Here is a 25,017-nt window from a genome sequence, read left to right as displayed (position 1 = left end):
GAAAGAGAGAAGAAGATGAATGCAACCCTGATGCACGATGCAATCTTTTATGTCATGTACTTCTCGCTGGCGGCAGCGCTGGTGATTATTATTGAACGATCTATCTGGTTTGCGTGGACGCGGCGGCAGGCCAGCCAGCTGGCGGCGGTACTGACGACGGAAACGCACGCGCTGCCGGAAAGCGTAACCCGACGCAGCAGCGTGCCGCTGCGCGCAGTGCAGCCCGTACTGGCACGTAAAGCGCAGGCTTCCGCCGAGGCGCTCAGCGACGAGGTCGACGCGCAGTATCTGCTGAGCAAAGCGGCCATGACGCGCGGCCTGTGGCTGCTGGAAACGGTGGTGACCGCCGCGCCGCTGCTGGGGCTGCTGGGCACGGTAATGGGAATTATCGACACGTTTAAAGCGCTGGCGGCGGCAGGCGTGTCGGACGCCAGCCAGGTTTCCGCCGGGATGGGCACCGCGCTGTACGCCACCGGATTAGGCATCGCTATCGCGCTGGTTTGCCTGGTTAGCAATAACTTTTTGCAGAACCGTATGGAGCGCATTAATGAATTACTTAAGGTGCTGCTGTTGCGGGCGGCTACGCCCGTACAGCGGGCCGGGCCTGTTGCCGGGCCGCAGGACAATGGCGTGCGCCGCTATGCGTGATCTTGCGCAGCGGTGCAAACGGCTGCTGTGCGGCGGGCTGCTGCTGTTCAGCCCGCTCGGTGAGGCAAATTTCGCTATCGCGGGTTATGAACTGGTTTATGATGCGCCCGTCGAAACCACCCTGACGGCATCAGATTTGCGCAGCAGTGCCGTGGTGTGGCAAGAGATGTTCGCCAGCGCCCGTACGCAGATCGATATTGCACAATTCTATGTGGCCAACGAGCCGGGTTCGCGATTGGATAAGGTGATCCAGACGCTGCGGCAGGCTGGCGAACGCGGCGTAAAAATTCGTTTTTTAATGGATCAAAAGGGGCTGAAGCTCAGCACGCCGGAAACGCTGGCGCAGCTGAAAGCCATTCCGGGACTGACCTTGCGCATTATGCCTTTCGCCCGCCTGGCTGGCGGTATTATTCATGCAAAATACCTGCTGGTGGATGGTAAGCAGAGCTTTGTCGGCAGCCAGAACTTCGACTGGCGGGCGCTGGAGCATATCCAGGAAACCGGTCTGCTGATTAACGACGCACCTGTTGTAGCGCAAATTGCCGCCATCTTTAATCACGACTGGGCCGCGCAGCCGTTGCTGGAGGCGGGCGAAAAGGTGCCCGAAACCGGTAAGGGTGCTTTGCCTGCCGATCTTCGCGCCGGCCGTTATCTGGTCGCCAGCCCGCGCGCCTGGAATCCGGCAGGTATCCCTGATTCGCAGCTGGTGCTGCCGCAGCTGCTTGCTTCCGCCAGAAAGCGTATTCGGGTGCAGGTAATGGAATATGCGCCGCTGTCGTTTGGCGAAAATCGCACTCGCCCCTTTTATGCCGTTATCGACAATGCGTTGCGCGCAGCAGCGGCGCGCGGCGTACAGGTCGAGCTGATGGTCGCCAACTGGAATACCAAACAGCCCGATATCGCCTGGCTGAAAAGTCTGGCGCTGGTGCCGGGCGTAACGATAAAAATCGTGACGATACCGGAGGCGAGCAGCGGTTTTATTCCCTACGCCCGCGTCGTGCACAGTAAGATCATGACCATCGACGGCGAACTGGCCTGGACAGGCACCAGTAACTGGAGCGGCGGCTACTTTGATAATTCACGCAACCTGGAGCTGGTGCTGAATGACGCCGTCATGGCGGCGCGGCTGGATGCGCTTTATGAGCAGCTGTGGCAGAGCCGCTATGCCGCGCCGTTACGCATTGATGCCGACTATCCTGCGCCCGATCCCGGCGGTCTGCTGCGGGAAAATGCGCCGCGCCGTTACGCGCCATAGCGCTAAGCGTGAAACACCAGGAGAGGGCGGTATAAAGCATCAGCAGCACCCGCTGCCGCCAGAAACCGGCCCGGCTTGTAAAGGATAACCTGGCTCCAGCGGGCAGGCCGCGTCACAGCCAGGCAAAACCCCTGGCTATCAGCAAAGCCAGCCCCAGAGTTGTGGTCACAATTGCGCCGAACAGCAGGCGAAAATCCATGCGCGCCTCTTTTTTAAACTCACGGATGTCGCTTTTGATTTCCTGAATAGCTTCCTGCATATGCCCGACATCGGTTTCCAGCCTGGTGACTCGTCTTTCCATCCGTTTGCTCTCCATTGCGGTCTGAACGGCAAAGCTGACGCTTACGATAATTAAGACAGGAGTTGCGGCAGCGCGATAATCTTATAACCACATAAAAAAAGCGGACACTGTTTTCTGACGGCGCAGCGGAAAAACATTGAGGACTTCGGCATGGCTCGCATTTGTCGTTCGGATTTGCAGGCTGTTGCAGTTATCAGGCCGCTGCGGCGCCTGCTGCCCTGGCTAAAGTCATGACCCGTTGGCTACGGCGCGACACGGTATAAACATTTACCAAAAATAATGCGGAAACGGGTTCATTCAGGGCGATGAAAAGGTAAATTAACCGGCAGCGTGGAGCCGCCACGTAAAAGCGTAACGGGCAGAGATTTGTTGATGAAAAAATGGATACTGGCGCTGGGCATAGCGCTACTGGCGTCGCAGGCCGGCGCGGCGGAACAGGATCCGCAAAAGGTAAGCCAGGATTTTTACAGCTGGTATCTTAATGCGTTGAGCAAGGATGAAAGCCCGATCGACGAGCACGATCCGGTGTTAAATCAGTATGTCACGCCGCAGCTGCTGCAAAAGATCAACGTGCTGATCAAAAGCCCTGACGGCATGGACGACGATTTCTTTTTGCAGGATCAGGATTACAGCGACAGCTGGGTGGATCACGTCAGCGTAAGCCGGTTTACCGTCAACGGCGAAACCGCGTCCGGCGACGTGGCGCTGGGCAAGGATCCAGAGGATCGTCAGCTGCTGCTGGTCACGATGCGCAAAGATCGCGACGGCTGGAAAATTGATGATGTGGTAAAGGAAAGCCGCTAAGGTGAACCGCACGCGGGCCGGTACGGTCACCTGTGGCACGCGGCTCAGCGGATATGCGCGGTGAACTGCCCGGCCAGGGCGTCCAGCAGCTCGTAGCGTTTCCGATACTCCGACCGTTTCTTGCTGCTTATCTCCTCCAGCGGCTTGCGTGCAAACGTCGTCGGCAAGCGACAGAGTTTTGACGACAGCGGCACAGCGTTAAGCGTCTGCCAGAATTCGTCATAGCTGGCATGAAACAAACTCTTCTTTTTCAGGCGATAGCGCCAGCTGCGGAAAATATGGCCGGTGTCGCTGACGGCCTGGATCTGCGAAATCCCCGTTGCCTTACAGAACAGCGCCAGGGTTTCCATCAGCAGGCGTTTCGGAAATAAACCATAGCAGGCCTTGGTCGCCGAACGGATCAGCTCGTGCGGCGTATCGCGATGCGCGCCCTGAATACCGCCGACGATCGCTACCTTTTCACCTTGCTGCTCGGTTACAGCAAAGGTCACTATCGCCAGCTTGATCCCGTCCTGGCTGAAAAACAGATTGACCTCGCCTTCTCTTTCACAGCGTCCGGTACAGGCCATGGTAATGGAAAAGCTTTCGCCACCTTTGCCTGCAAAACGCAGCAGCTCCGCCCCTTGTTGGCTGAGCAGCGCCTGACGAAAGACAGAGTAAGGCAGGTCTCTGGCGAATCGGTAGTGCGCGATAATCGCCCCGGCCCGATCCGCCACCGGCATGCCGCCATAGAGATAGGGGCGATGGATCTTGCTCGGCAGCGTATGCTGGACGGCCAGTATTTCACGCATCACCGGCTCATGAATAATCGCATCGGTCAGTTTCAGGGTCTGCCGCGGACAGGCGAGCGAGCGGAACAAATACTTGAGGCGATATTCCCGGTCATACCACAGCTTGCCCGGTTTCAGCCTGCCCGTAACCAGCGACAGAAAAAGGGTCAGGCTGCTCTCCTGACCTGACGTAAGTGTGATATCGGACATCTTCGGCGTTCCAGTGGAAAAAACTCAGTTGAACACCGGCAACCTCAACATTGAGTAAATGACGATTTACAAGTTAAGAGCATTGCTTGTTGGTTGAATGAATGTTTAATTTATTAATCACTTATGCCAAATCAATTGCAGGAAACAGACAAATTAAGGATGACGTTCGCTGCTAACGTTATACTTTTGTATTAAGCAGAAGAGGGTTCCTCGCTCAATTTTCCGGAGGCTGGCTTGCAGGGTGTTCCCGCGCAGTTTAATGATGAAAAAGATCGCGCCCGCTTTTGCCAGCTTGATGGCCTGACGGGCGTAGAGCTTTATCAGGCGCATATTTCGCGCTACGCCTTTGAGCCGCACACGCATGAGGCGTTCGGCATCGGCACGATAGACGCAGGCGCGGAGCGTTTTCGCTATCGCGGCGCTGTGCATACGGCACCCGCGCAATCGCTGGTGTTAATGAATCCGGACGAGCTGCATACCGGCGAATCGGCCAGCGAAGAAGGGTGGCAGTATCGTATGCTCTATCTCGATCCGGCGCGGCTGGCCGCCATAACGGGCGAGCAGGGCTGGTGGTTTACCGAGGCGGTGTGCTTCGATCCGCCTCGAGCGGCCCAGCTTTCCGCGCTGTTGGCTATGCTCTGGCAGGTGCGGGATCCGCTGGCGAGAGACGGCATTTTACTGACAGCGATCGACCTTTTGCGTCCCTGCGCCCGGATTGGCGATAAGATGGCAGCCGCGCCCAGGCACCGCTTCGACCTCATAAAAGAGTATTTACGCGACAACCTTGCTGACAATATCACCCTGAACGAGCTGGCCGCGCTGGCCTCGCTCAGTCCCTGGCATTTTCAACGACAGTTCAAGGCGCAGTATCACGTTACGCCACACCAGATGCTGATGGCGTTTCGCCTGTGGCGTGCAAAAGAGCTGCTGGCCTCGGGCCGCCCGGCCGCTGACGTCGCGCTGGCGGTAGGCCTGACCGATCAGGCTCATCTGACCCGCAGCTTCGCTAACCGCTACGGCACTACCCCGGTGCGCTATCAGAAGCAGATAAGAGGCTAAGCGCAATCTGCTACAATCTTTTCCCCTGACGGCGCGTCAGAATAGCGTTTTCGCTTTAATTAACGGGATCGCTGTTTATGTTTGCTGGTGTCTTTTTTGCCCTGAGCGCGGGACTGATGTGGGGACTTATTTTTGTGGTGCCTCTGCTGGTGCCGGATTACCCGGGCGCGCTACAGTCGGTAGGCCGCTATGTGGCTTTCGGCCTGATTGCTCTGCCGCTGGCGTGGCAGGATCGACGCCGGTTGCGTCAGCTGTCGCGCGGCGACTGGAAAGAAGCACTCAAACTGGCGCTGATCGGTAACCTTCTTTATTACACCTTTTTAGCCAGTGCTATTCAGCGTACCGGCGCACCTGTTTCCAGTATGATTATCGGCACGTTGCCGGTAGTTATTTCCGTCAGCGCTAACCTGTTTTATGGGCACCATGAAGGGCGGCTGCCGTGGCGAAAGCTGGTGCCGGTACTGCTGCTGATCGCGCTGGGATTAGGCTGCGTCAACGTTGCGGAATGGCAGGATAGCGCTCAGCATGGCGATCTGCCACGTTATCTGAGCGGCATAGGGCTGGCGGTAATGGCGATGATTTGCTGGACATGGTATCCGCTACGCAACGCTCGCTGGTTACGCGCGCATCCGCAGAAAAGCGCGACGACCTGGGCGACGGCGCAAGGCATAGCCACGCTGCCGCTGGCGCTGGTGGGCTATCTGCTGGTGAGCATCCAGCTGCACGTTACCCGTCCCGACTTTTCGCTGCCTTTTGGCCCCCATCCCGCTCTTTTTATCGCCTTAATGATTGCGCTGGGCCTGTTCTGCTCCTGGCTGGGCGCTTTGTGCTGGAACGAAGCCAGCCAGCGTTTACCCACCGTGTTGGTTGGCCCGCTGATTGTTTTTGAAACGCTGGCGGCATTGGCCTACACCTTTTTATTAAGGCAGGGCTGGCCTTCAGCAGTAACGGTCTGCGGCATTCTGGCCCTGATAGCGGGCGTAGTGCTGGCGACACGTATCCAACCTGAACCGGTTAAAAAATCCGTCTTTTCTTAAGAGACTGGCCGAAAAAGGCACATCCTTTGGCAAATTGTTTTGATTAAGGTAAAAAAAAGAGCGCTTTTCGTGCTCTTTTTTTATTGCCGCTGGCTGTAATTTCAGGAAGTTTTTAGCTCTATGTGTGATTTTTATCACGTTTTTTTTCCGATGCGGTGAGGAAAAAAAGCGGCTTCCATCAAAGACCGCTATGACACAGTGACCGATTGTTCCGCTATAAGAATAATCGCTAATCGGATTTGGTTATTTTCAAACACAGTCAATTCTTACTACACATTCAATATTGCTTGTTTTTTGAGACTGTTTTAGCAGCAATAAACCATTTTTAACTCAAATTTTAATGAACAGAAACGGAAGAAAGGACGATGCCCGGCAGATGGATACATTAATAAATCACAGGAAAAGATTAACTCTGCACATCAATGTCGGTCGTAAAGGTCAGGAATGTTAAGGTCTGTTGCATTATCGTTGGTCTTGAAAGCAGGGTAGCGAAACGGAGGAGGCCGGAGTGGCGGGGTTTTCACGCGAAAGGACGCATGGTGAACGGCAGAGAACAGTGAGAACTGTAAACCATTCGTAAACTGATAAGCATTATCATTACTGAAGTAGATGCCGGGTTTTCGGGTCGATCTGTAAGAAGGTTTTATGTCAGAATTGGCGCATTTATCGTTGACCAAAAAGATAAATGCGCTCTTAACTGTATGAAAGTAAAATGATTTTTCTGGTGACGATCAATTGTGGTAGCCTGGTGAGGCGGGTTTATAGGAATAAACTCATCACCGAATCAGGTCGCCATAAAAAGGAACGGTACTTTTTAATTAAAGATCGGAATATTTTAATTTGGTCCTGAACAGTAAAAAAATTGCGCACTGCGTCGCAATTATTGATTCTCACAGTTGTAAGGATAATGATAAACGCTGCGGCTAATATCCAGCAAGCGGCAGCTCCGGCGCGTGCCGATATCAAAAGTATCCTGAAGAAAATTAACCGCCTGACGCTTATCATTGGTAGTAAAGAAGTTTTTCAATACGCTCTGCAGCATTTCTTTATCTGAAGAGAGCATCTGGAGTTCGCGTTCCATACTGTGTACGCGCTCTTCTAACTCCTTGATTTTTCTTCCTTCTTCCGAGAATAGCCCGGCGTATTTCTTTTTCCAGCTGTAGAATGTGGCCTCAGAAATCCCCAGTTCTTCACAAATCTCCTTAACCTTTACGCCGCATTCAGATGCTTTAATGGCACTGGTGATTTGCTCTTCTGTATATCGTGACTTTCTCATGGATGCTATTACCTTTCTTAACTATAAAGTGATGAGAATGGCTGCACTAAAGAATGGATCTAATTTATCCATTAATCAGGACAGCGACGTTAAGTGCGCGATTTGAATTGCAGGCTTTAAGTTAAGGGATTATGAATAAATATCATCATGGGATTTCTCCTATTTTATTTGCAAAGCACCTGGTTAGCTTTCGATAAAGCGCTTTTTGTTATAAATTCGATTCATGCCAGCAGCAAGGCCAGTTAGTAATTCAGAATGATCCAGCAGGCGGAAGAAAAAAACTGTGCCATGATATTCTCCAGCGTTGTTCGTGCTGAGGTGGGTTGCTAACCAGTATCAAGTCCAGGAAGAATCAGACGGTTCGTTAAAAAAACGATCTGATAAAATAAAATCTTTTAAATAAGAGCGGTGCGCTATCGCCCGTAAAATAATATTCCGGACGCTTATTTTGCCAGGCCCAGGCCAGGTTTATTTTCTCTGTGATAGACAAGGATGTACTGACTTTCGTTATAAGTTATTAGTTCTACGAAGGAAGCTTCAATGAAACACAGTGTCGTTACGAACGCTGCCTGGATGATGTCAGAGAAGGTGGTTTCGGTTTTTGGTGTAATTTTTGTTACATCCTATGTTGCAAAATCTTTTGGGCCATCTGTTTTTGGGCAAATCGCATTTTCTGCATCCATTTTTTCCATTGTTCAAACCGTAGCGATTTTTGGTACGGAAACCATCCTGTTTAAAAGCATCAGCAAAAGCGCGGCGAAAGGCCTGCGGCTGATGGCCGTGGCAAAACAGCTGCGTATGGCATTGTTATTATTACTTTCTTTGCCGGTGCTGGCGTGGGTCTGGCTGGAGATGCGTGAAAATTTTTTGATTTTTGCCGTGGCGTCGTTTCTGTCGGCTATTTTCGTGACCCAGGATATTTTTAGCGTTTATAACAATGCGCGACTGGAATCGCGGATGAACACGGTTGCGAACGCAACGGGAATGATTATCAGTTTCGCCATTAGCTTTGCTATTGCGTGGTTCAAGCTTAATCCGCTACTGCTGTCCTTCTCGATTGTTGCGGTGACGCTGGTGCCGTACCTGATTAAGCGGACGATGTTTTATCAAAAAAACACCATCAGCCCGCCAACCAGGCGCAAGCACCGCAGCTATATGCGCTATCTGTTCCATGCGGGACTGCCGCTGGCGATCTCCAGCGTGTTTATTTCTGTTCAGGTGAAGCTGGCGCAGTTTTTCCTGGTCGGCGTGGGATCGGCACACGAGCTTGGGCTGTTTACCGCTGCGAATACGATTTCTGCCTCATGGATATTTATCCCGGTGGCGATTATCACCTCCAGCTTCTCGGAAATTTTCCGCGAGCGGGCGGATGTAGCTTTGAGACTGGCCGCCAGGCTTAACGGCTACGTTATGGCCGTTTCACTGTTTATGCTGCTGATTGTTGCGCTGTTCGGCGAAAAAATTGTCAGCCTGCTTTACGGTCATGACTATCAGCAATCAGGCGATCTGGTCACGTTGCTTTCTCTGGCGACCTGCTTTTCAGCAATGGGTACCGTAGCCTATCGCTACATGGTGAAAGAGGGCGGTTTTAATTATCTGCTGGTGAAAATTATTTTACTGGTGGCGGTCAGCGTAGTAACCAACTGGTTTTTCATTCGTTTTTGGGGCTTGACGGGTGCCGCGTGGAGCGTGCTGGTCACGGAACTGTTATCCCTGACGCTGATGAATTATTTCTTTAAGAATGGGGTCATTCTTAAGATGCAGCTTTCCTCACTCAACTACAAAACCTATAGGTGAGTAAGAAAATGGTAGACGCAAAAAAACAACTTAAAAAGGCCGCCCTGAATTGCATCCGAATTATGCCGTGGTCTTGCCAGGACAGATTATATTATTTTCATCGGTTTAAACGGATGCCGCATATTCGTCATCCTGATTCTTTTAATGAAAAGGTACTGTTTCGCAAGTTTATTAAAGGCGATTACGATTGTTACGCCGCGTTATCAGATAAGATCCTGGTGCGGGATTATATTTCCCACAAGATTGGTGAGGAATACCTGATCCCTTTGTTACACACCACGGATAATCCTGAGACGCTGTTTGAGCTGGAAACGCTAAAAGATACGGTCATTAAGCCAAATCACGGTTCAGGGATGGTTAAAGTCTTTGTAGAAGAACCTGATTTTGTCGAAAAACATCAGCTTATTGAACGCTGTGGTGAGTGGCTGACAAAAGATTATTCGCACGAAGCGCGTGAAATCCATTACCGCTATATCAAACCGCAGATCATGGTTGAGCAGCGGGTAGGAGACGATAAGTCTACGGCGATTGATTACAAGTTTCATATGTTTAACAAGCAGGACGGCCACTTTGAGTATGTGCTGCAGGTGGTGTTTAACCGTAGCGATAATCAACCGCTGTCGATGCTGTTCTATGTCAATAATCTTGATAGCTGCTTCTACCGCCGCTTTGATACTGCCGGACTGGATATCAGCCACAACCGGGCCGCGCTGGAGAAGGCGCTGGCGCTGAGCAAAAAGCTGGCCAGCGATTTCGATTACGTACGGGTTGACTGGTATATCAGCCAGGGCGACGTCTACTTTGGCGAGCTGACCTTTACGCCAGGCGCAGGCCTGATGCCGGTGCTGAAGCACGGGCTGGACGAAATGATGGGCAAGATGTGGCTGCAGGATGGTCAATCAGCCACCCAGGCGGAGCGGCAGGAAAGCGCGCCGTCGACGGCGCAGAAGAAACAGTAATAAAACCCAGGACGGCCGCAGGCCGCTCTGTTCGGTAAAAATGGAGTTGTCGTCCCGCGAAGGGCACTACCGCAAGCAGGAATCTGCTCAGCGCGTCCTTAACGGGCTTTTCGTCAGTCAGTTTTCTCTCTTCTGACGCCAGAGGCATGAATCTGGTGTTGCCTTGCAGGAAGCAGAGACCGTGCGCAGGAAAACTGCATAAACGGGTAAAGCAGCTGACGGATTTTTTATGTCTGCCGGGAAAAATGAGACGCGGGTGTCGCGATTTCGGATGGCGAGAAAACGCTATTTTGAAGAGATTTTTCCTCAAACAATTATAAAGCCTGCAAATGAGGTCGAAAATGCTAAAACTCAAAGCAGAAATAAGAAAAGGTTTCCTGTTCCTTTTCAAAAAAATGCCCTGGTCCTACCAGGACAGAATTTATTATCTGCATAAATTTAAAAAATTACCCAACATACACCAGCCGAAACTGTTTAATGAGAAAGTTCTGTACCGCAAATTCGTCACCGGCGACTACCTGCGTTATGGCATGCTGTCCGATAAGCTGTTGGTTCGTGACTATATTTCTCAGACTATTGGGGATGAATATTTAATCCCGTTGCTGCATGAAACAGCCGATCCTGTCACGCTGCTGGGGCTTAGCTCGCTGAAGAACACCGTGGTGAAGCCCAATCACGGGTCAGGCATGGTGGAGATTTTGCTGGAAGAGCCGGACTGTTTGCAGAAACAGCTGCTGATCAAGCGCTGCGAAGAGTGGCTGAGCCGGGATTTCTCGCACGAAGCGCGTGAGATCCACTATCGCTATATCAAGCCGCGCATTCTGGTTGAGCAGTACGTCGGCGACGGTAAATTTGCCGCCGTTGACTACAAGTTTCACATGTTTAACAAGAAAGACGGTACTTTCGAGTACGTTTTGCAGATTATCTATAATCGCTGCGGTAATGCGCCGCTGTCGATGAACTTCTACGTTAACACGTTGAAATCTTGCTTCTATAAGATCCGTGATACGGGGCTGGATATCAGCGGCGACCTGGAAACGCTGGAAAAAGCGCTGGCGCTGAGCAAAAAGCTGGCCAGCGACTTCGATTACGTGCGCGTTGACTGGTATATCAGCGAAGGGCAAATCTACTTCGGCGAGCTGACCTTCACGCCGGGCGCAGGCATGGTAACCGGTCTGGATCAGGGGCTGGATAAGATGATGGGCGACATGTGGCTACAGGAACGTAAGCCAAAAACGCTGAAGGCGATTGGCGGCGAAGCGGCGGCGATGGCCGGGACGCTGAAGAAAGTATAAAGACGAAAGCCGCATGATCTTCATGCGGCTTTACGCTTTTATGGCAGAGGATAATCGGCTGGCGTATGGCTCATGACATCGACAAACACGTCTTTGGTGATATGCCAGAAGTTAAGCAGGTTATCCATGCTCAGCGTGATACCTAACAGGCCGGTGACGAACCAACACGACATGCCTATGCCAACGCCGGTAAAAATGAAGGCCATGCCGTTGCGGCTGGACTGACGACATTTTACGTTAAAGGTGCTGGCGAGAAACATCATGACTGCACTAACCAGTTCCCATCTCATCAGCACCAGGCTAGCGGTTAAGGTACCCATATCTCTGAAACTCCGCGTCAATCAGGCCTGGCAATAGAAAAAGCGTCATCTGTCCGGACGAAAAGGCCAGGATTGCTTTTCATCGGGGCGGATACAGGGAGTAAGTGTGATGACGGTCACATTATAGCATTGCGTCAGGCGAGTTTTGAACACTTTTAAGACCGCTTATGGGCGTTTTTTGATCGCGCACAATAATCACATTTATTTCCCGTAAGTTAGCGGTGATATTGCGCGGCGGGCGTTAAATAGCGCCTGAAAAAGTTAATATCTTTTTAAATTACGTTCAAACTCAGGTTATTTTTGAGACAAGGAATGAGAGTAATTTACATCATTTCGCCCACCGTTCCGAAATTGCCTTAGCGCTTTTAACTTATTTCTCCGCGCCGTTATTTTTATCTATTCGCTGAATTATGCCAAATTATCTGGCAATAGTTGGCTCCTTTGGGATGAATCTGACCTGTTAAAAGTTGTATGGGATGAAGAGGAGTTGTAGGATTTTTGAAAACTAATTTTTGCCATTTTATTTCCTGCATAAGCTATCAGCGGTAAACGCGCACAGGATGGCAATAGCAGAAATTTTACGTCAGATAACCGGAGCCTGCCTGTTTGCCTGTGGCTGTTCAGGGTCGAAAAGCCATTTTTTGCCCGCAAACAACATTCCCCTCGCGTGCAGCTTGCTCTTTACCTCAGATCGGGGCAGCAGCCTGGTCCCGGCAGCGTTACTGCTACGGGCGGTCGCCAACGCAAGCCCCCAATGCAGAAGCGCTGCATGAGCGGAGATCCGTTCGGTTGGCGTGGGAGGAATCATGGATCATGACCGTCCCGCGGGAAACATTACCGCGCAACCGGCAGCTAAGCCGCTGCCTACGCTACGCAAGTCGCTACGGCGTATTCATTTAACTATTATTCTTGTCTCGCTAACGTTCAGCGGCATTTCGCTCTCGCTGCTTTCGGTGCTGGCTTTGCGTAACTACGCCGAAAACAATTCCGAGCTGCTGGCGACGACCATCAGCTACAGCGCCGGGCAGGCGGTAGCGACAGGTGACGGCGCAGCGGCGCGCGCTATCCTCCAGGCTATCGGCGCGAAAACACAGTTTGGTCAGGCTCGGATCCTCGATGCGGATCGCCGTTTGCTGGCAAGCTGGGCTGCAAACGATAATCGCGACAAGAGCGCCTTCAGCGAGCTGGTATCGCGCTGGTTATTTCCCAAACCGGTGCAGATCCCCGTCCTGCGCGGCGGTAAAGAAATTGGCACCATCTGGCTGACCGGCGATGGATGTCGGGTAATGCATTATCTTTATCAGGCGCTGACATGGTTGGGATGCAGCATGTTGCTCTCCGCGCTGCTGGCCTTTTATCTGTCGCGCCGAATGCATTCAGGCATCGTCAGCGCGCTGTCAAACATCGCCTGCGTGGCGCATGAAGTACGCAGGCGACGAGCCTTTTCATTGCGCGTGCCTTCTTCTTCTATTGCCGAATTAAACAAGCTGAGCGGCGACTTTAACAGCCTGCTGGACGAGCTGGCCGACTGGCAGCGCCATCTGCAAAGCGAGAATGCCACGCTGGCCCATCAGGTGCGGCACGATGCGTTAACCGGCCTGCCAAACCGCACGGCTTTTGAGCAGGAGCTGCACAAACAGCTGGACAATCCTTTGACCGCCGCGCGGGTGGCGGTGCTGTTTATCGACGGCGACCGTTTTAAAGAGGTAAACGATCGCTACGGCCATGCTGCTGGCGACAGGGTTCTGACCATTACCGCACAGCGCCTGCGCGCACGCTTGCGCAAAGGCGATTTGGTGGCGCGGCTAGGCGGGGATGAGTTTGCGGTACTGCTGTTAGCGATTGACAGCGGCGAGCAGGCAGGCTGCGTTGCGCAAAGCGTCATTGAGGCGATGCGTGAACCCATAAGGCTGGACGACGGCACGATCCTTACCCAGTCTCTGAGTATCGGCATCGCGCTGGCGAAAAATCATCATACCGGCGAGGCGACCATCGCCCAGGCCGATGCGGCGATGTACCACATCAAAGCGCTGGGCGGCGGCTGGTATTTTTCGCCCGCGCTCTGGAGCAGGCGACAGGCGTCGGCGGCGCTGGAGTGCGAAAGCGTTTAGCCGTTGGTGCTGACCGCTGACGGGAATTCAGAGCAGTCAAAATAGAGCGGACGCTTTTGCTGACGGCGCATGGTGTTGCGCCAGGCCGTCGGCGTCTGGGAAAACTGGCGGCGAAAAACGCGCGAGAAAGTCTGCTGCGAGTCATAGCCATACTGCATGGCGATATCAAACACCGGACGCTGCGTCTGGCGCAGCTCTTTCGCGGCCAGCGTCAGGCGACGCTCACGAATATAGTTGCCCAGCGTCTGTTTGGTCACGGCGCGGAACATGCGCTGCAGGTGCCATTTCGAATAGCCGGATCGCGCCGCAACGTCATCGATAGAAAGCGTTTTGTCCAGATTGCTGTCAATCCAGTCGGTAAGCGCGTGAATAATCTCATCATGCATACTGGTCTTCTCCCTGGGGCTGGCGGCCGATCGCTATGGCGAAAAAGAGGGGTTCGCCTTCTTAAGGGCTGGAGTATAATTCCTCAAGTTAACTTGAGGTAAAGCGCAAAGTGAAAAAAAATCTCGTATTAAACAAGCGCGAACTGACGCCCGGCGACGTGGCCGCACGCTGCGGCGTCGCCGTCTCGACGCTGCATTTTTATGAAAGCAAAGGCCTGATCGTCAGCTTTCGCAACGGCGGCAACCAGCGCCGCTATCATCGCGATGTCCTGCGCCGGGTGGCAGTCATTAAAATCGCCCAGCGGATCGGCATCCCGCTGGCGACCATCGGCGAGCACCTGGTGCAGTTTCCGCCGGGCAAGCGGCTGTCGCCTAAAGAGTGGGCGCTGCTGACCCGTAAATGGCGCGAGGAGCTGGACAGCCGCATTGATACGCTGACCCGACTGCGCGACGATCTGGATGGCTGTATCGGCTGCGGCTGTTTATCGATGGAGGACTGTCCGCTGCGCAACCCGGATGACCGCCTGAGCGAGCGCGGCACGGGCGCAATCCTGCTGGAGCCTGAACGTAAATAAGGCCGTCTATACTGATAGCACTTCGTTTACGCACAAGGAAAGGTCATGATCACCGTTCACCACCTGAACAACTCCCGTTCGCAGCGTATTCTCTGGCTGTTGGAAGAGCTGGAAACGCCTTATCAAATCAAACTGTACCAGCGCGAAAAAACGATGCTGGCGCCCGATTCGCTGAAAAAAGTGCATCCTCTCGGCAAATCGCCGGTGATCACCGATGGAAATCGGGTGATTGCAGAGTCCGGCGCGATCCTGGAATACCTGGCGGAGCACTATGACGCAGAAAATCGTCTGAAACTCACCACGGAAGATGAGCGTATCGAGTCTCGTTACTGGCTGCACTATGCGGAAGGTTCACTGATGCCGCTGTTGGTGATGAAGCTGATTTTCAGCCGAATGGGCGAGGCGCCGGTGCCGTGGCTGCTGCGGCCGGTGGGCCGCGCCTTTGGCAAGGGCGTGCAGAAGGCGTTCCTGGATAAGCAGCTCGCCACCCATCGCGAATTTATCGAGCAACACCTTGCGGGCAACGAATGGTTTGCGGGGTCGCGCTTCAGCATTGCCGACGTGCAGATGAGCTTTCCGCTTCAGGCGCTCAGCGCGCGCGGCGGCGCAGGCGATTCCCCTGCCATTCAGGGCTGGCTGAAGAAAGTCCAAAGCCGTGCGGCCTGGCAGCGGGCGCTGGAAAAAGGCGGTGCGCTCACTCTTGAATGAATCATCGCGCGGCGGCCCCTGACGTTTCATCGCGCCCGCGCCCATAAGAAAGTGCTATGACCGCGCTTGTCGGCGAGCCAGCTAAAGTCTGCTCAGGCAGGCGCGGACGTAAAAGAGACGAAAATCTGCCGCCTTCCCGGCATCAGCAGTTGAAAAGGCGGCCTTAAAGGCAGGATAATCGTTTGCCTTTATAAAAAGGGCATTATGCCTGTCGGGTTAAACGTTTGCTTTTTTCCGATCGCGGCTTCTTTACGAAGTTTTGGCGATCTGCAATAGCGCTATCAGGGATGTAAACGTGGTACCAACCCGCCATCAGGCATCGATAATTCATAAGAAAGTTCAGGGGATTTCCATTATGTCGACTCATCATCAGACCGGCGGAACGTTAGACGCCTGGTTTAAAATCTCTGCACGCGGCAGCACCGTCCGCCAGGAGATTTTAGCCGGACTTACCACCTTCCTCGCCATGGTCTATTCGGTGATTGTTGTGCCGTCCATGCTCGGCAAGGCGGGCTTTCCTCCCGCCGCCGTTTTTGTCTCTACCTGCCTGGTGGCGGGCTTCGGCTCTGTCATTATGGGGCTGTGGGCGAACCTGCCGATGGCGATCGGCTGCGCGATCTCACTGACCGCCTTTACGGCTTTCAGCCTGGTGCTGGGCCAGCATATCAGCGTGCCCGTAGCGCTGGGAGCCGTATTCCTGATGGGAGTGCTGTTTACGCTGATCTCTGCAACCGGCATCCGTGCCTGGATTTTACGCAACCTGCCAATGGGCGTGGCGCACGGCACCGGCGTCGGCATCGGCCTGTTTCTACTGCTGATCGCCGCTAACGGCGTGGGCCTGGTCGTAAAAAACCCTGTACCTGGCGCACTGCCGGTCGCGCTGGGCGATTTCGCTTCCTTCCCCGTGTTGATGACGCTGGCAGGCCTTGCGGCAATCTTCGGTCTGGAAAAGCTGCGCGTGCCGGGCGGGATCCTGCTGACTATTATCGCCATTTCCGTGCTCGGACTGATTTTCGATCCGGCCGTAAAATATCAGGGGCTGTTTGCCATGCCTTCACTGTCGGATGCGCAGGGCCACTCGCTGGTGTTCAGCCTGGATATTCTGGGCGCGCTGAAGCCTGCGGTATTGCCAAGCGTGCTGGCTCTGGTGATGACCGCCGTGTTTGACGCCACCGGCACCATCCGCGCGGTAGCAGGCCAGGCGAACCTGCTGGATAAAGATCATCAGATCCTGAACGGCGGCAAAGCGCTGACCACCGACTCGGTCAGCAGCATCTTTTCCGGCCTTATCGGCGCTTCGCCTGCGGCGGTGTATATCGAATCCGCAGCGGGCACGGCGGCGGGCGGTAAAACGGGCCTGACCGCTATCGTGGTAGGCGTGCTGTTTCTGCTGATCCTGTTCCTGTCGCCGCTGGCTTATTTAGTGCCGGGCTATGCTACCGCGCCCGCGCTGATGTATGTTGGCCTGCTGATGCTGAGCAACGTTTCTAAAATCGACTTCAGCGATTTTGTTGACGCCATGTCCGGTCTGCTGGCCGCCGTGTTCATCGTGCTGACCTGCAATATCGTTACCGGTATTATGCTGGGCTTCGGCTCGCTGGTCATTGGCCGCATCTTTGCGGGCGAGTGGCGCAAGCTCAACGTCGGCACCGTGGTTATCGCTATCGCGCTGGTCGCTTTTTACGCTGGCGGCTGGGCTATCTGATCCCCTTTTACGAGGCCGGTTTTTCCGGCCTCCGTTCCGAATTTTTGCTTTTTTCCACGCAATAGCACACATCAGCTTTTTCAAGCCATCCCATTTTTGCTTTACTATTACACAGGGCATTATTTGTTCCGAGCCTGATATTTTTGTCGCTATCTGGAAGCTATGAAAGGACAACATGGAAATCTTTTTTACTATTCTCATCCTCACGCTGGTGGTCTCGCTCTCTGGCGTAGCCGCACGCATTATTCCTTTTCAAATCCCCCTGCCGCTGGTGCAAATTGTGATGGGCGCGCTGCTGGCGTGGCCGACTTTCGGCCTGCACGTTGACTTCGATCCCGAGCTGTTCCTGGTCCTGTTTATTCCGCCGCTGCTGTTTGCTGACGGCTGGAAGACGCCAACCAGCGAGTTTTTGCATCACGGACGCGAGATTATCGGCCTGGCGCTGGTGCTGGTTTTGATCACCGTGGTCGGCATCGGCTATCTGATCTACTGGCTGGTGCCGGGTATTCCGCTGCTGCCCGCCTTCGCACTGGCGGCCGTGCTGTCGCCAACCGATGCCGTGGCGCTCTCCGGGATTGTCGGAGAAGGGCGCATCCCGAAAAAAATTATGTCGATACTGCAGGGCGAGGCGCTGATGAACGACGCTTCGGGCCTGGTGTCGCTGAAGTTTGCCGTTGCGGTCGCGATGGGCACCATGGTGTTCACGGTTTCCGGCGCGTCGCTGGAGTTCGTAAAGGTTGCCGTCGGCGGTCTGGTGGCCGGTATTGTTATCTGCTGGCTGTACGGCAAGTCGCTGCGTCTGTTCAGCCGCTGGAGCGGTGACGATCCGGCTACGCAGACGGTGCTGCTGCTGCTACTGCCTTTTGCTTCTTACCTGATTGCCGAACATATCGGCGTATCGGGGATCCTGGCCGCCGTCGCGGCGGGCATGACCATTACCCGTTCGGGCATTATCCGTCAGGCGCCGCTGGCGATGCGTCTGCGTGCCAACAGCGTCTGGCAGATGCTGGAGTTTGTCTTTAACGGCATGGTGTTCCTGATGCTGGGCTTACAGCTGCCGGACATTTTACAGCTGTCCGTGACTCAGGCAGAGGCCGATCCTAACGTCGATCTGTGGATGCTGGTGCTGTCGGTGGTGCTGATTTATGCCGCGCTGATGATCGTCCGCTTCGCCTGGCTATGGACGATGCGCCTGATTAGCCAGCGCCTGCTGAAAAAGCGTCCAATGGAGTTCAGCAGCTACAGCCTGCGTGAGCTGCTGATTGCCTCTTTTGCCGGCGTACGCGGGGCTATCACCCTGGCCGGCGTGCTGTCCATTCCGCTGTTTCTGACCAACGGTGACGCTTTCCCGGCGCGCTACGAGCTGGTTTTCCTGGCAATGGGCGTGATCCTGTTCTCGCTGCTGGTCGGCGTAGTGTTGCTGCCGCTGCTGCTGCGCGGCGTGGCAGGCAGGGATAAGACGGCGCACCGCCATGAGATCCAGATGGCGCGCGCGGCGATGGCGGAAACGGCTATCGACAGCCTGCACAAGATGGAAGAGCGGCTGGCGGCCGATACCGAAGAGAATATCGACGCTGACCTGGTCAAAGAAATCGCATCGCGAGTGATTGGCAATATGCGCCGTCGCGTGGACGGTAAGGACGATCTGGAGCGGGCGCTGTATGCGGAAAATCTGGAGCGCCGCTTCCGTCTGACCGCGCTGCGCGCCGAGCGCGGCGAGCTGTATCACCTGCGCGCCACGCAGAAAATCAGCAACGAAACCATGCAGAAGATGCTGCACGATCTCGACCTGCTGGAAACGCTGCTGATCGAGAAAGAAGAGTAGCGGGAAGACCGCGAGCCGCCCGGCTCGCGGTTTTTTTTACTGCTGTTAGCAGCAGTAGTATCAGCGTTCTTCCAGGATCAGCGGGCCGCCTGGCTTTTGGTAATAAGAGGCGTCTTCCATGGTGTAGCTCATGGTTCCCGTTGTCGCTCTGGTAACCTGCATCAACCAGTTTTCTTTTTTAATACATCTTTCCTCCGCTTTTATATTCTCAAAACAGAGCAGATGGTCGGTACTATGACTCGGGAAAAAAGTAGTGTCATCGGGTTTTTCTTGCTGATAACCGTCTTTAAAGTCCCAGATAGTTACCCAAAAAGTCTCGCCTTTTCTATTTAAAAGAAAAGGGTGTTGTTTATCCAGTTTCCGGGCGTTTTCTTTCCACCATTCAATCTTTCCTTTGTTGGTCAGAGGAAAGTTTTTCACCAAAATATCTGTGACGGAATGATTCTGGTGAACAGCTATAACCTCTACAGGCCGTAGCATCATAACGATGACGTACAGCCAGCTGACTACGACCAGAGCCGGGAAAAATCTATTCATCTTTTTCACTTTTTGCTTCCCGTCAGCGTGATGGTCGCTGCCATATTGGTAAAGAAGGGTTTGTACGCGTACCTTCTCCAGCGCTGTAGCACAAACCAGATTCGGAAAATATTCAAATGATGAAAACGAGGATCCATGATATCGCGGTCATCAAGGCCAAAGTGATCCTGGCCTTTGTAATGCAGGGTGGCTTTGTATTTATCTCCGTTAACTTCCAGAGACTTTAGCGTGATTTTTGTCGCGTATATACCGTGCACTGACATACCCAGACCATTCATCTTGTCTTGTAATCTATTAAATTTCGGAAGAAAACTCTCTCCGATAACTTTTCTTAAAGCCTGTTTTTTATTTTCGGCAAGAAAATAATTATCCCAGTCTATATTTTCCCGTATAAATTTATCGATAACCTTTGACGAGTTTGCGTTATCTGAATGCGCGCTTTCTATCAACCTCTTATAAGCCCCATTTAATTCACTGCTGGAAAAGGGTTTTCCATCGCCATATTGAAAATGGTCGATTAGTGCCATAAACAGCCCGCGATGGCCGAAAAAAGAGAAGGGCCGCGACTCGCGGCGGAATTCGTTGAATAGTTTGGCTGCCACTTCATGATGGCGCATCTTATGACGTATCACGGCGTAATTGCTGATGGGAAAATCCGTTCTCTCTGCCCGCCAGGGATCATACTGACCGGATACTTTCTCCAGCCGATAAAAGTTCTTCAGCTGCAGCTCGCTCAAATCGCCGCACTTCATATCGTCGGCACCGTAATCATCCATGCGTTTCTGCGTCTGAAAAACATCGAAGGGCAGGCGTAAAGCCTGTAGAGAAGGTGACATGCAATATTCCTTTTGCTGGTCAACGAGCGCTATTGCCCGGTTTTCTGTTAGTTTATCAGCTTAATTTATGTTCGTCATGCTGCGTTAAGAAAATCGCCTCTGTCATCTGATGTTATTCAACCGTACAGCGAAAGATAAATTCTTCATATAACGGTAATTATATTTTGGAGGAAAAGGAAATATTATGATAAGGGGGGTAACCGGTGGTTTATTCTGCTTGCTGCTGTTCTGATGAAATGAGAGGTTCCGCCAGGCTAATACTATTTTCTTTTGCTTTTGTTTTGTAAACGGCAGGAAAACGCGCTTTAAGGCTCAGGGTTGGGTCTGGTAAATATCAGGCCAGTCTCTGACGTAACAGTTCTGCTAATTATTGCTGATGAAGTCATACGCTTTCATCCGTGCCGATCTATATCTTCTTCGGCATTCTTTTCCAGAACGCAGAGGCAGCAGACAAGCTGAATAGCAATATCCGTAAGAGGCAGAACGAATAAGGTTAAAAGACAGGTAAAAATGCGCCTGTTTAGCGTCTCCGGGGCCGCTGCCAGCGCCCCCGTTTTTTATACCGACAGCGTTGGCGTCTGACCCGGCCAGAACTGGCGACAGCAGGCGATCCAGGCCTGCGCGCTCTTTGAGAGGTAGCTGCCTTCCCGCCAGATCAGGCCCAGCTGCCAGACCAGCTCCGACTCCAGCGGCAGCCACAGCAGATGGCTTTTATCCAGCCGCTGGCAGATCGGCTCCGGCAGGATTGCCACGCCCATACCGGCCTGTACCATCGCCGCGAGAAAATCCCACTGGCCGCTGCGTACCGCGATCTGCGGCGTAAAGCCGCTGGCCTGGAAGGCACGCATCAGCTGGCGGTTCAGCGAAAACTCTTCGTTATAAATCAGGATAGGATGCCCGGCCAGCTCGGCCAGCGGAATATGGGTACGGCGCAGCCATTCGCGGGTTTTCGGCACCAGCACGCAGAGCGGGTGGCTCATCAGCGGCAGCGCGTTCAGCGGCAGATCTTCCGCTACCGGCAGCGCGGTCATCGCAATATCCAGCGTGCCGGAAAGCACTGCCTGCTGCACGGTCAGGCCGCCGAATTCGGAAATTTTCAGCTCGACGCCGGGATAACGCTGGCGGAAAGTGGAGATCGAACCGGCAATCTGCATCCCCACCATTGGCGGAATGCCTAACCGCAGCTCGCCCGTTTTCAGGTCGTTGATATCGCTGATTTCCGCTTCCAGCTGCTTAAATTCCTGAAGGATAGTCAGCCCGCGCTGATAAACAGCCTGTCCGGTATCGGTCAGATGCAGCTTGCGTCCTTCACGGATCAGCAGCGTACAGCCCAGTTCATCCTCCAGCTGGCGCAGCATTTTACTGATGGTCGGCTGCGTGACGTACAGCTGCTCCGCCGCGCGAGTAAAGCTTTGCTGGCGCACCACTTCCACAAAATAACGCAGGGCTCTGACGTCCATAAACATTCCTGTAAGGCATAGTTCAGATAATATTAAGTCATTTTTTTCACCCTTTGGTACGGCTTTATACTCTCTTTACGCATTATTCAGAGAGAGACCCATCATGAAGCTGGCGATACGCCCGCAAAGCACGTGGCAGCAACGTATTCAGGTTCCGTTACAGGTGGTGCTGTATATCGCTTTTTTTCTGACCGCGCAGCGGCTGGTTGACTGGTTGCGGCTGCCGTTGCCCGCCAATATCGTGGGCATGTTGCTGCTGCTGGCGTTGATTATGCTGCGGGTGCTGCCGCTGAACTGGGTGAAAGCCGGATCGCGCTGGCTGCTGGCGGAAATGCTGCTGTTTTTTATTCCTGCCGTGGTGGCGGTGGTTAACTATTCGCAGCTGCTGCGCGTGGACGGCTGGCGGATTATGTTGGTGATTATGATCAGTACGCTGCTGGTGCTTTCCGCTACCGCGCTGGTGGTGGATCGCGTCTATCGTTTTGAAATGCGGCTGGCGGCACGAAAAAAGGAGCGTCAGGGTGAATAACTTTTTTATCAGCCTGCTCTGTCTGCTGGCGACGCTGCTGGTCTATTTTCTCAATAAACGTCTCTACCGCCGCTGGCACAGGCTGCTGCTGATGCCGCTGGTGATGACGCCAATGGTGCTGGTGGCGCTGCTGCTGCTGACCCATATCTCCTGGCAGAACTATATCGACGAAAACCGCTGGCTGCTGTGGCTGCTTGGCCCGGCTACGCTGGCCTTCGCCGTGCCCGTTTATGAAAATATGGCGATTATCCGCCGCCACTGGCTGTCGCTTAGCGCGGGCGTACTGACCGCCACGCTGGTCGCCGTTTGCAGCTCGGTATGGCTGGCAAGGCTGCTGACGCTGCCGGAGGCAATCCAGCGTAGTCTGGCGGTGCGCTCTGTCACTACGCCCTTTGCGCTGGCGGCGGCGAAGCAGCTGGGCGGGCAGCCCGATCTGGTGGCGCTGTTTGTGGTGATCACCGGCGTATTCGGTATGGCCGTCGGCGATCTGCTTTTTATTCGGCTTGCCGTCAAGCAGGGATTGGCGAAAGGCGCCGGGTTTGGCGCGGCCTCACACGGCGCAGGCACCGCTCGCGCCTATGAAATTGGTCAGGAGGAGGGCGTGGTCGCCAGCCTGGTGATGATGCTGTCAGGTGTGGTGACAGTGGTTATCGCGCCGCTGATTGGCCGCCTGATGTGGACGCTGGTTTGAAGCCTGCATGTTCGCCCCCTAACAGCAACATTTACTAAACAAGCCCTAAGATTCGTCGCATTCTCATTTTATTTCCTCTGTTGATGATCTATCCTCCGCTGCCGTCGGGAAACGGCGTAAGTAAATTCATCAGGAGAATAAAATGAAAGCAGTGGCAACTACCGCAGGCGCTCTGGCGCTGCTGGCGCTGGCCGGATCAGCGCAGGCGATTGAAGGCGGTGTCGACGTAGGTCGTGATTATACTAATGTACACGCGGGCATGGGCGCTGACTCGCCTGGTCTGGCGCTGACCGGTAACTGGTTGCGTAGCGATCACGACGGCAGCATGGGCAGCCTGGGTCTGGGTTACAATGTGGGTCTGGGCGATATCTTTATCACGCCTGGCGTGAAAGCGATTTCCACCAACCCAACCGATAGCAAAGACGGCTATGCCGTTGCGGTCGGCATTGGCGCAAGCGTTCCAGTCACCAATATGTTTAACGTATTTGGCCAGTATTACTACTCGCCGGATTCTTTCTCCAGCCACATTGATGACTACCAGGAAGCTTCCGCTGGCGTGAGCTTTAAGCCAATCTCCCTGGTTGACGTGCGCGTGGGCTATCAGTACCTGGCGATGAACGGCAAAGACGGTCGTAAAGACAACGTCATTGCTGACGGCGCATACGTAGGTGCATCCCTGCATTTCTGATGCCAAAGGCGGCAACCTGTAAAGGGTGGCCCGCCGCTGAATGTGTCCGGCTTCTGGCCGGACCTGCCTGCTCCCGGTACGGCTGATGCCCTGATACAGGCCGGGAACAGGCTTATTATGCTGAACTTTTAACAAGGTTTATAAAGTTGTTGCCGCTAATGTTCAAACAGGTGATATATATTAAAATATAGCAGCTTATATTAAGGAGCTTGCCTGATATTTTTAATACTCCGGCAAAGATAAATGCTATATATTTAAACCGCCCCATTTGTTTCTTCTTTTTTTACATTTGTCATTTATAGAGTGACGGCGTGCAAAATGGGATTTATTTGGTTTTTTATTCTGAAGAGCATCTCTGTTCGACGATTTTTTAGCATTTATCGCCAGTAACACCTTCCTGTCTAAACTTTCATTTTTTTTCTGTCATTTTTTAAGAAAAAAGACCTTTCATCTGGAAATGTCTTCTGTAAGAATAATCCTGCCGCCCTGAACAGGTATTTATTACGGATTGTATTTACCTGACAATGTAAATGGCCATTAATAAACTCAAGCGCCGTTAATGCATTATTAACTTATCTGTTTTTACAGGTTGGCTTTTTTTCAGCAAAGAAAATGATGTTATAAATAAACATTTATCATCCGATAAACGGAAAGGTTTATAATCAAAGGAATGTACTTTATGCAACTGAATAAAATCGTACTGTCAGCTATCGCCATTTTCGGCATGACTTCTGTAGCTTATGCCGACCAGGGACATGGTTCAGTGACTTTTTCGGGCTCCGTCATTGAGTCTCCTTGCTCAATTAATCCTGACTCTGTTTATCAGGACGTGCCTCTTGGGCAAATCTCGACTGTTACCCTGAAGGATGGTGGAACCTCCGATCCCCGTCCTTTCCAGATTAAACTGGAAAACTGTACGGTTGCGACCGCCGCAGCGGTAACGGCCACGTTTAGCGGACCGGAAAGCGCTACCGGTCTGTTGGGCATGACCGGGACAGTTAAGGGCGCGAGTATCGCCATCACTGATGGTACTGGCGCAGTGCTCAAGCTCGGCAGTCCGAGCGCTAAGCAGGTTTTGCAGACTGGCTATAATACGCTGAGTTTTTCTGCCTATGTGCAAGGTGATGGTAAAGACGTAACGCCTGGCGAATTCCAGAGTATTGCTGATTTCACACTTGCATATCAATAAGTCGATTTGACGGACCTTGTCCTCTCCCGGCGTTTCTGCCGGGAGT

Annotated in this window: 25 protein-coding genes; 17 read left to right on the top strand and 8 right to left on the bottom strand. The window is 53.2% G+C overall.

All coding sequences use genetic code 11. The annotated features are described in order from the left end of the window. Nucleotides 1-15: 15 nt before the first annotated feature. Both ACMGEE_RS17965 and ACMGEE_RS17960 read left to right on the top strand, forming a co-directional pair. Nucleotides 16-648, top strand: a complete 633-nt coding sequence (locus tag ACMGEE_RS17965; RefSeq protein WP_253456141.1) for a MotA/TolQ/ExbB proton channel family protein — start codon at nt 16-18, stop codon at nt 646-648. After that, nucleotides 641-1,903: a phospholipase D-like domain-containing protein gene (locus tag ACMGEE_RS17960; protein WP_436830425.1), complete on the top strand. Its 1,263-nt coding sequence runs from the start codon at nt 641-643 to the stop codon at nt 1,901-1,903. The genes ACMGEE_RS17965 and ACMGEE_RS17960 overlap by 8 nt, the downstream gene beginning before the upstream one ends. Before the next feature lie 112 nt (nt 1,904-2,015). On the opposite strand, the gene ACMGEE_RS17955 is transcribed toward ACMGEE_RS17960, so the two are convergent. Continuing rightward, nucleotides 2,016-2,204 (bottom strand): hypothetical protein, encoded by a 189-nt coding sequence (locus ACMGEE_RS17955; RefSeq protein ID WP_253456134.1) that lies wholly within the window; start codon nt 2,202-2,204, stop codon nt 2,016-2,018. A 372-nt stretch (nt 2,205-2,576) separates the two neighbouring features. Here ACMGEE_RS17955 and ACMGEE_RS17950 point away from each other — a divergent pair, with 372 nt between their 5' ends. After that, a complete protein-coding gene (locus ACMGEE_RS17950) occupies nt 2,577-3,008 on the top strand; it encodes a DUF3828 domain-containing protein (RefSeq protein WP_253456131.1) in 432 nt (143 codons plus the stop codon). Nucleotides 3,009-3,052: 44 nt separating this feature from the next. Here ACMGEE_RS17950 and ACMGEE_RS17945 read toward each other — a convergent pair whose 3' ends face one another. Beyond that, a complete protein-coding gene (locus ACMGEE_RS17945) occupies nt 3,053-3,988 on the bottom strand; it encodes a VirK/YbjX family protein (protein ID WP_253456127.1) in 936 nt (311 codons plus the stop codon). Between the two features lie 234 nt (nt 3,989-4,222). On the opposite strand from ACMGEE_RS17945, the gene ACMGEE_RS17940 reads away from it, so the two are divergent. Beyond that, complete coding sequence (locus ACMGEE_RS17940; protein ID WP_253456124.1) at nt 4,223-5,047, top strand: AraC family transcriptional regulator; 825 nt, start codon at nt 4,223-4,225, stop codon at nt 5,045-5,047. Nucleotides 5,048-5,124: 77 nt separating this feature from the next. After that, the gene (locus tag ACMGEE_RS17935; protein WP_301252114.1) at nt 5,125-6,084 is read left to right on the top strand and encodes a DMT family transporter; all 960 of its coding nucleotides are present in this window, start codon (nt 5,125-5,127) and stop codon (nt 6,082-6,084) included. Between the two features lie 880 nt (nt 6,085-6,964). Here the strand turns inward: ACMGEE_RS17935 and ACMGEE_RS17930 are convergent. Continuing rightward, nucleotides 6,965-7,360, bottom strand: coding sequence for a transposase (locus tag ACMGEE_RS17930; RefSeq protein WP_125290204.1), 396 nt, complete (start codon nt 7,358-7,360; stop codon nt 6,965-6,967). 540 nt (nt 7,361-7,900) lie between these two features. On the opposite strand from ACMGEE_RS17930, the gene ACMGEE_RS17925 reads away from it, so the two are divergent. The 3 genes from ACMGEE_RS17925 (at nt 7,901) to ACMGEE_RS17915 (ending at nt 11,411) form a co-directional block, all read left to right on the top strand. Continuing rightward, a complete protein-coding gene (locus ACMGEE_RS17925; RefSeq protein ID WP_436830424.1) occupies nt 7,901-9,157 on the top strand; it encodes an MATE family efflux transporter in 1,257 nt (418 codons plus the stop codon). 113 nt (nt 9,158-9,270) lie between these two features. Then, on the top strand, nt 9,271-10,116 hold the full coding sequence (locus ACMGEE_RS17920; RefSeq protein WP_436830423.1) for an ATP-grasp fold amidoligase family protein: 846 nt from the start codon (nt 9,271-9,273) through the stop codon (nt 10,114-10,116). A 341-nt stretch (nt 10,117-10,457) separates the two neighbouring features. Continuing rightward, nucleotides 10,458-11,411, top strand: a complete 954-nt coding sequence (locus tag ACMGEE_RS17915) for an ATP-grasp fold amidoligase family protein (RefSeq protein ID WP_253456112.1) — start codon at nt 10,458-10,460, stop codon at nt 11,409-11,411. A 38-nt stretch (nt 11,412-11,449) separates the two neighbouring features. Here ACMGEE_RS17915 and ACMGEE_RS17910 read toward each other — a convergent pair whose 3' ends face one another. Next, a complete protein-coding gene (locus ACMGEE_RS17910) occupies nt 11,450-11,731 on the bottom strand; it encodes a YjcB family protein (RefSeq protein ID WP_125290208.1) in 282 nt (93 codons plus the stop codon). An 806-nt stretch (nt 11,732-12,537) separates the two neighbouring features. Between ACMGEE_RS17910 and dgcN the strand changes: the two genes are divergently transcribed. After that, entirely contained in the window at nt 12,538-13,842 is a 1,305-nt protein-coding gene (gene dgcN, locus ACMGEE_RS17905; RefSeq protein WP_253456109.1) for a diguanylate cyclase DgcN/YfiN, read from the top strand. On the opposite strand, the gene soxS is transcribed toward dgcN, so the two are convergent. After that, nucleotides 13,839-14,228, bottom strand: coding sequence for a superoxide response transcriptional regulator SoxS (soxS, locus tag ACMGEE_RS17900; protein WP_125290210.1), 390 nt, complete (start codon nt 14,226-14,228; stop codon nt 13,839-13,841). The genes dgcN and soxS overlap by 4 nt on opposite strands. A gap of 110 nt (nt 14,229-14,338) precedes the next feature. On the opposite strand from soxS, the gene soxR reads away from it, so the two are divergent. The 4 genes from soxR (at nt 14,339) to ACMGEE_RS17880 (ending at nt 19,041) form a co-directional block, all read left to right on the top strand. After that, nucleotides 14,339-14,803 carry a redox-sensitive transcriptional activator SoxR gene (gene soxR, locus ACMGEE_RS17895; RefSeq protein ID WP_253456106.1) on the top strand — a complete coding sequence of 155 codons (465 nt, stop codon included), beginning with the start codon at nt 14,339-14,341 and terminating at the stop codon, nt 14,801-14,803. Nucleotides 14,804-14,848: 45 nt separating this feature from the next. Next, entirely contained in the window at nt 14,849-15,511 is a 663-nt protein-coding gene (locus ACMGEE_RS17890) for a glutathione S-transferase family protein (RefSeq protein ID WP_253456104.1), read from the top strand. A gap of 355 nt (nt 15,512-15,866) precedes the next feature. Beyond that, on the top strand, nt 15,867-17,216 hold the full coding sequence (locus ACMGEE_RS17885; protein WP_253456102.1) for an NCS2 family permease: 1,350 nt from the start codon (nt 15,867-15,869) through the stop codon (nt 17,214-17,216). Between the two features lie 175 nt (nt 17,217-17,391). After that, complete coding sequence (locus ACMGEE_RS17880) at nt 17,392-19,041, top strand: Na+/H+ antiporter (protein WP_253456099.1); 1,650 nt, start codon at nt 17,392-17,394, stop codon at nt 19,039-19,041. Nucleotides 19,042-19,101: 60 nt separating this feature from the next. Here ACMGEE_RS17880 and ACMGEE_RS17875 read toward each other — a convergent pair whose 3' ends face one another. From ACMGEE_RS17875 to ACMGEE_RS17865, 3 genes are all read right to left on the bottom strand, one after another. Continuing rightward, nucleotides 19,102-19,578: a DUF943 family protein gene (locus ACMGEE_RS17875; RefSeq protein ID WP_253461152.1), complete on the bottom strand. Its 477-nt coding sequence runs from the start codon at nt 19,576-19,578 to the stop codon at nt 19,102-19,104. Nucleotides 19,579-19,583: 5 nt separating this feature from the next. After that, entirely contained in the window at nt 19,584-20,414 is an 831-nt protein-coding gene (locus ACMGEE_RS17870) for a DUF3289 family protein (RefSeq protein WP_436830422.1), read from the bottom strand. A 557-nt stretch (nt 20,415-20,971) separates the two neighbouring features. Further along, nucleotides 20,972-21,874 (bottom strand): LysR family transcriptional regulator, encoded by a 903-nt coding sequence (locus ACMGEE_RS17865; protein ID WP_436830421.1) that lies wholly within the window; start codon nt 21,872-21,874, stop codon nt 20,972-20,974. Nucleotides 21,875-21,977: 103 nt separating this feature from the next. Between ACMGEE_RS17865 and ACMGEE_RS17860 the strand changes: the two genes are divergently transcribed. The 4 genes from ACMGEE_RS17860 (at nt 21,978) to ACMGEE_RS17845 (ending at nt 24,971) form a co-directional block, all read left to right on the top strand. Then, nucleotides 21,978-22,403, top strand: a complete 426-nt coding sequence (locus ACMGEE_RS17860; RefSeq protein WP_369895081.1) for a CidA/LrgA family protein — start codon at nt 21,978-21,980, stop codon at nt 22,401-22,403. Further along, complete coding sequence (locus ACMGEE_RS17855; RefSeq protein ID WP_253456088.1) at nt 22,396-23,094, top strand: LrgB family protein; 699 nt, start codon at nt 22,396-22,398, stop codon at nt 23,092-23,094. The genes ACMGEE_RS17860 and ACMGEE_RS17855 overlap by 8 nt, the downstream gene beginning before the upstream one ends. Nucleotides 23,095-23,236: 142 nt before the next feature. After that, entirely contained in the window at nt 23,237-23,782 is a 546-nt protein-coding gene (locus ACMGEE_RS17850; RefSeq protein WP_253456085.1) for a YfaZ family outer membrane protein, read from the top strand. 679 nt (nt 23,783-24,461) lie between these two features. Then, nucleotides 24,462-24,971: a fimbrial protein gene (locus tag ACMGEE_RS17845; protein ID WP_436830420.1), complete on the top strand. Its 510-nt coding sequence runs from the start codon at nt 24,462-24,464 to the stop codon at nt 24,969-24,971. Nucleotides 24,972-25,017: the final 46 nt, after the last annotated feature.

The sequence above is a fragment of the Erwinia artemisiae genome, from assembly GCF_051400835.1.
GTDB lineage: Bacteria > Pseudomonadota > Gammaproteobacteria > Enterobacterales > Enterobacteriaceae > Erwinia > Erwinia aeris.
The sequence above is the reverse complement of the archived record's forward strand: the minus strand, read 5'-3'. Positions and strand labels throughout refer to the sequence as shown.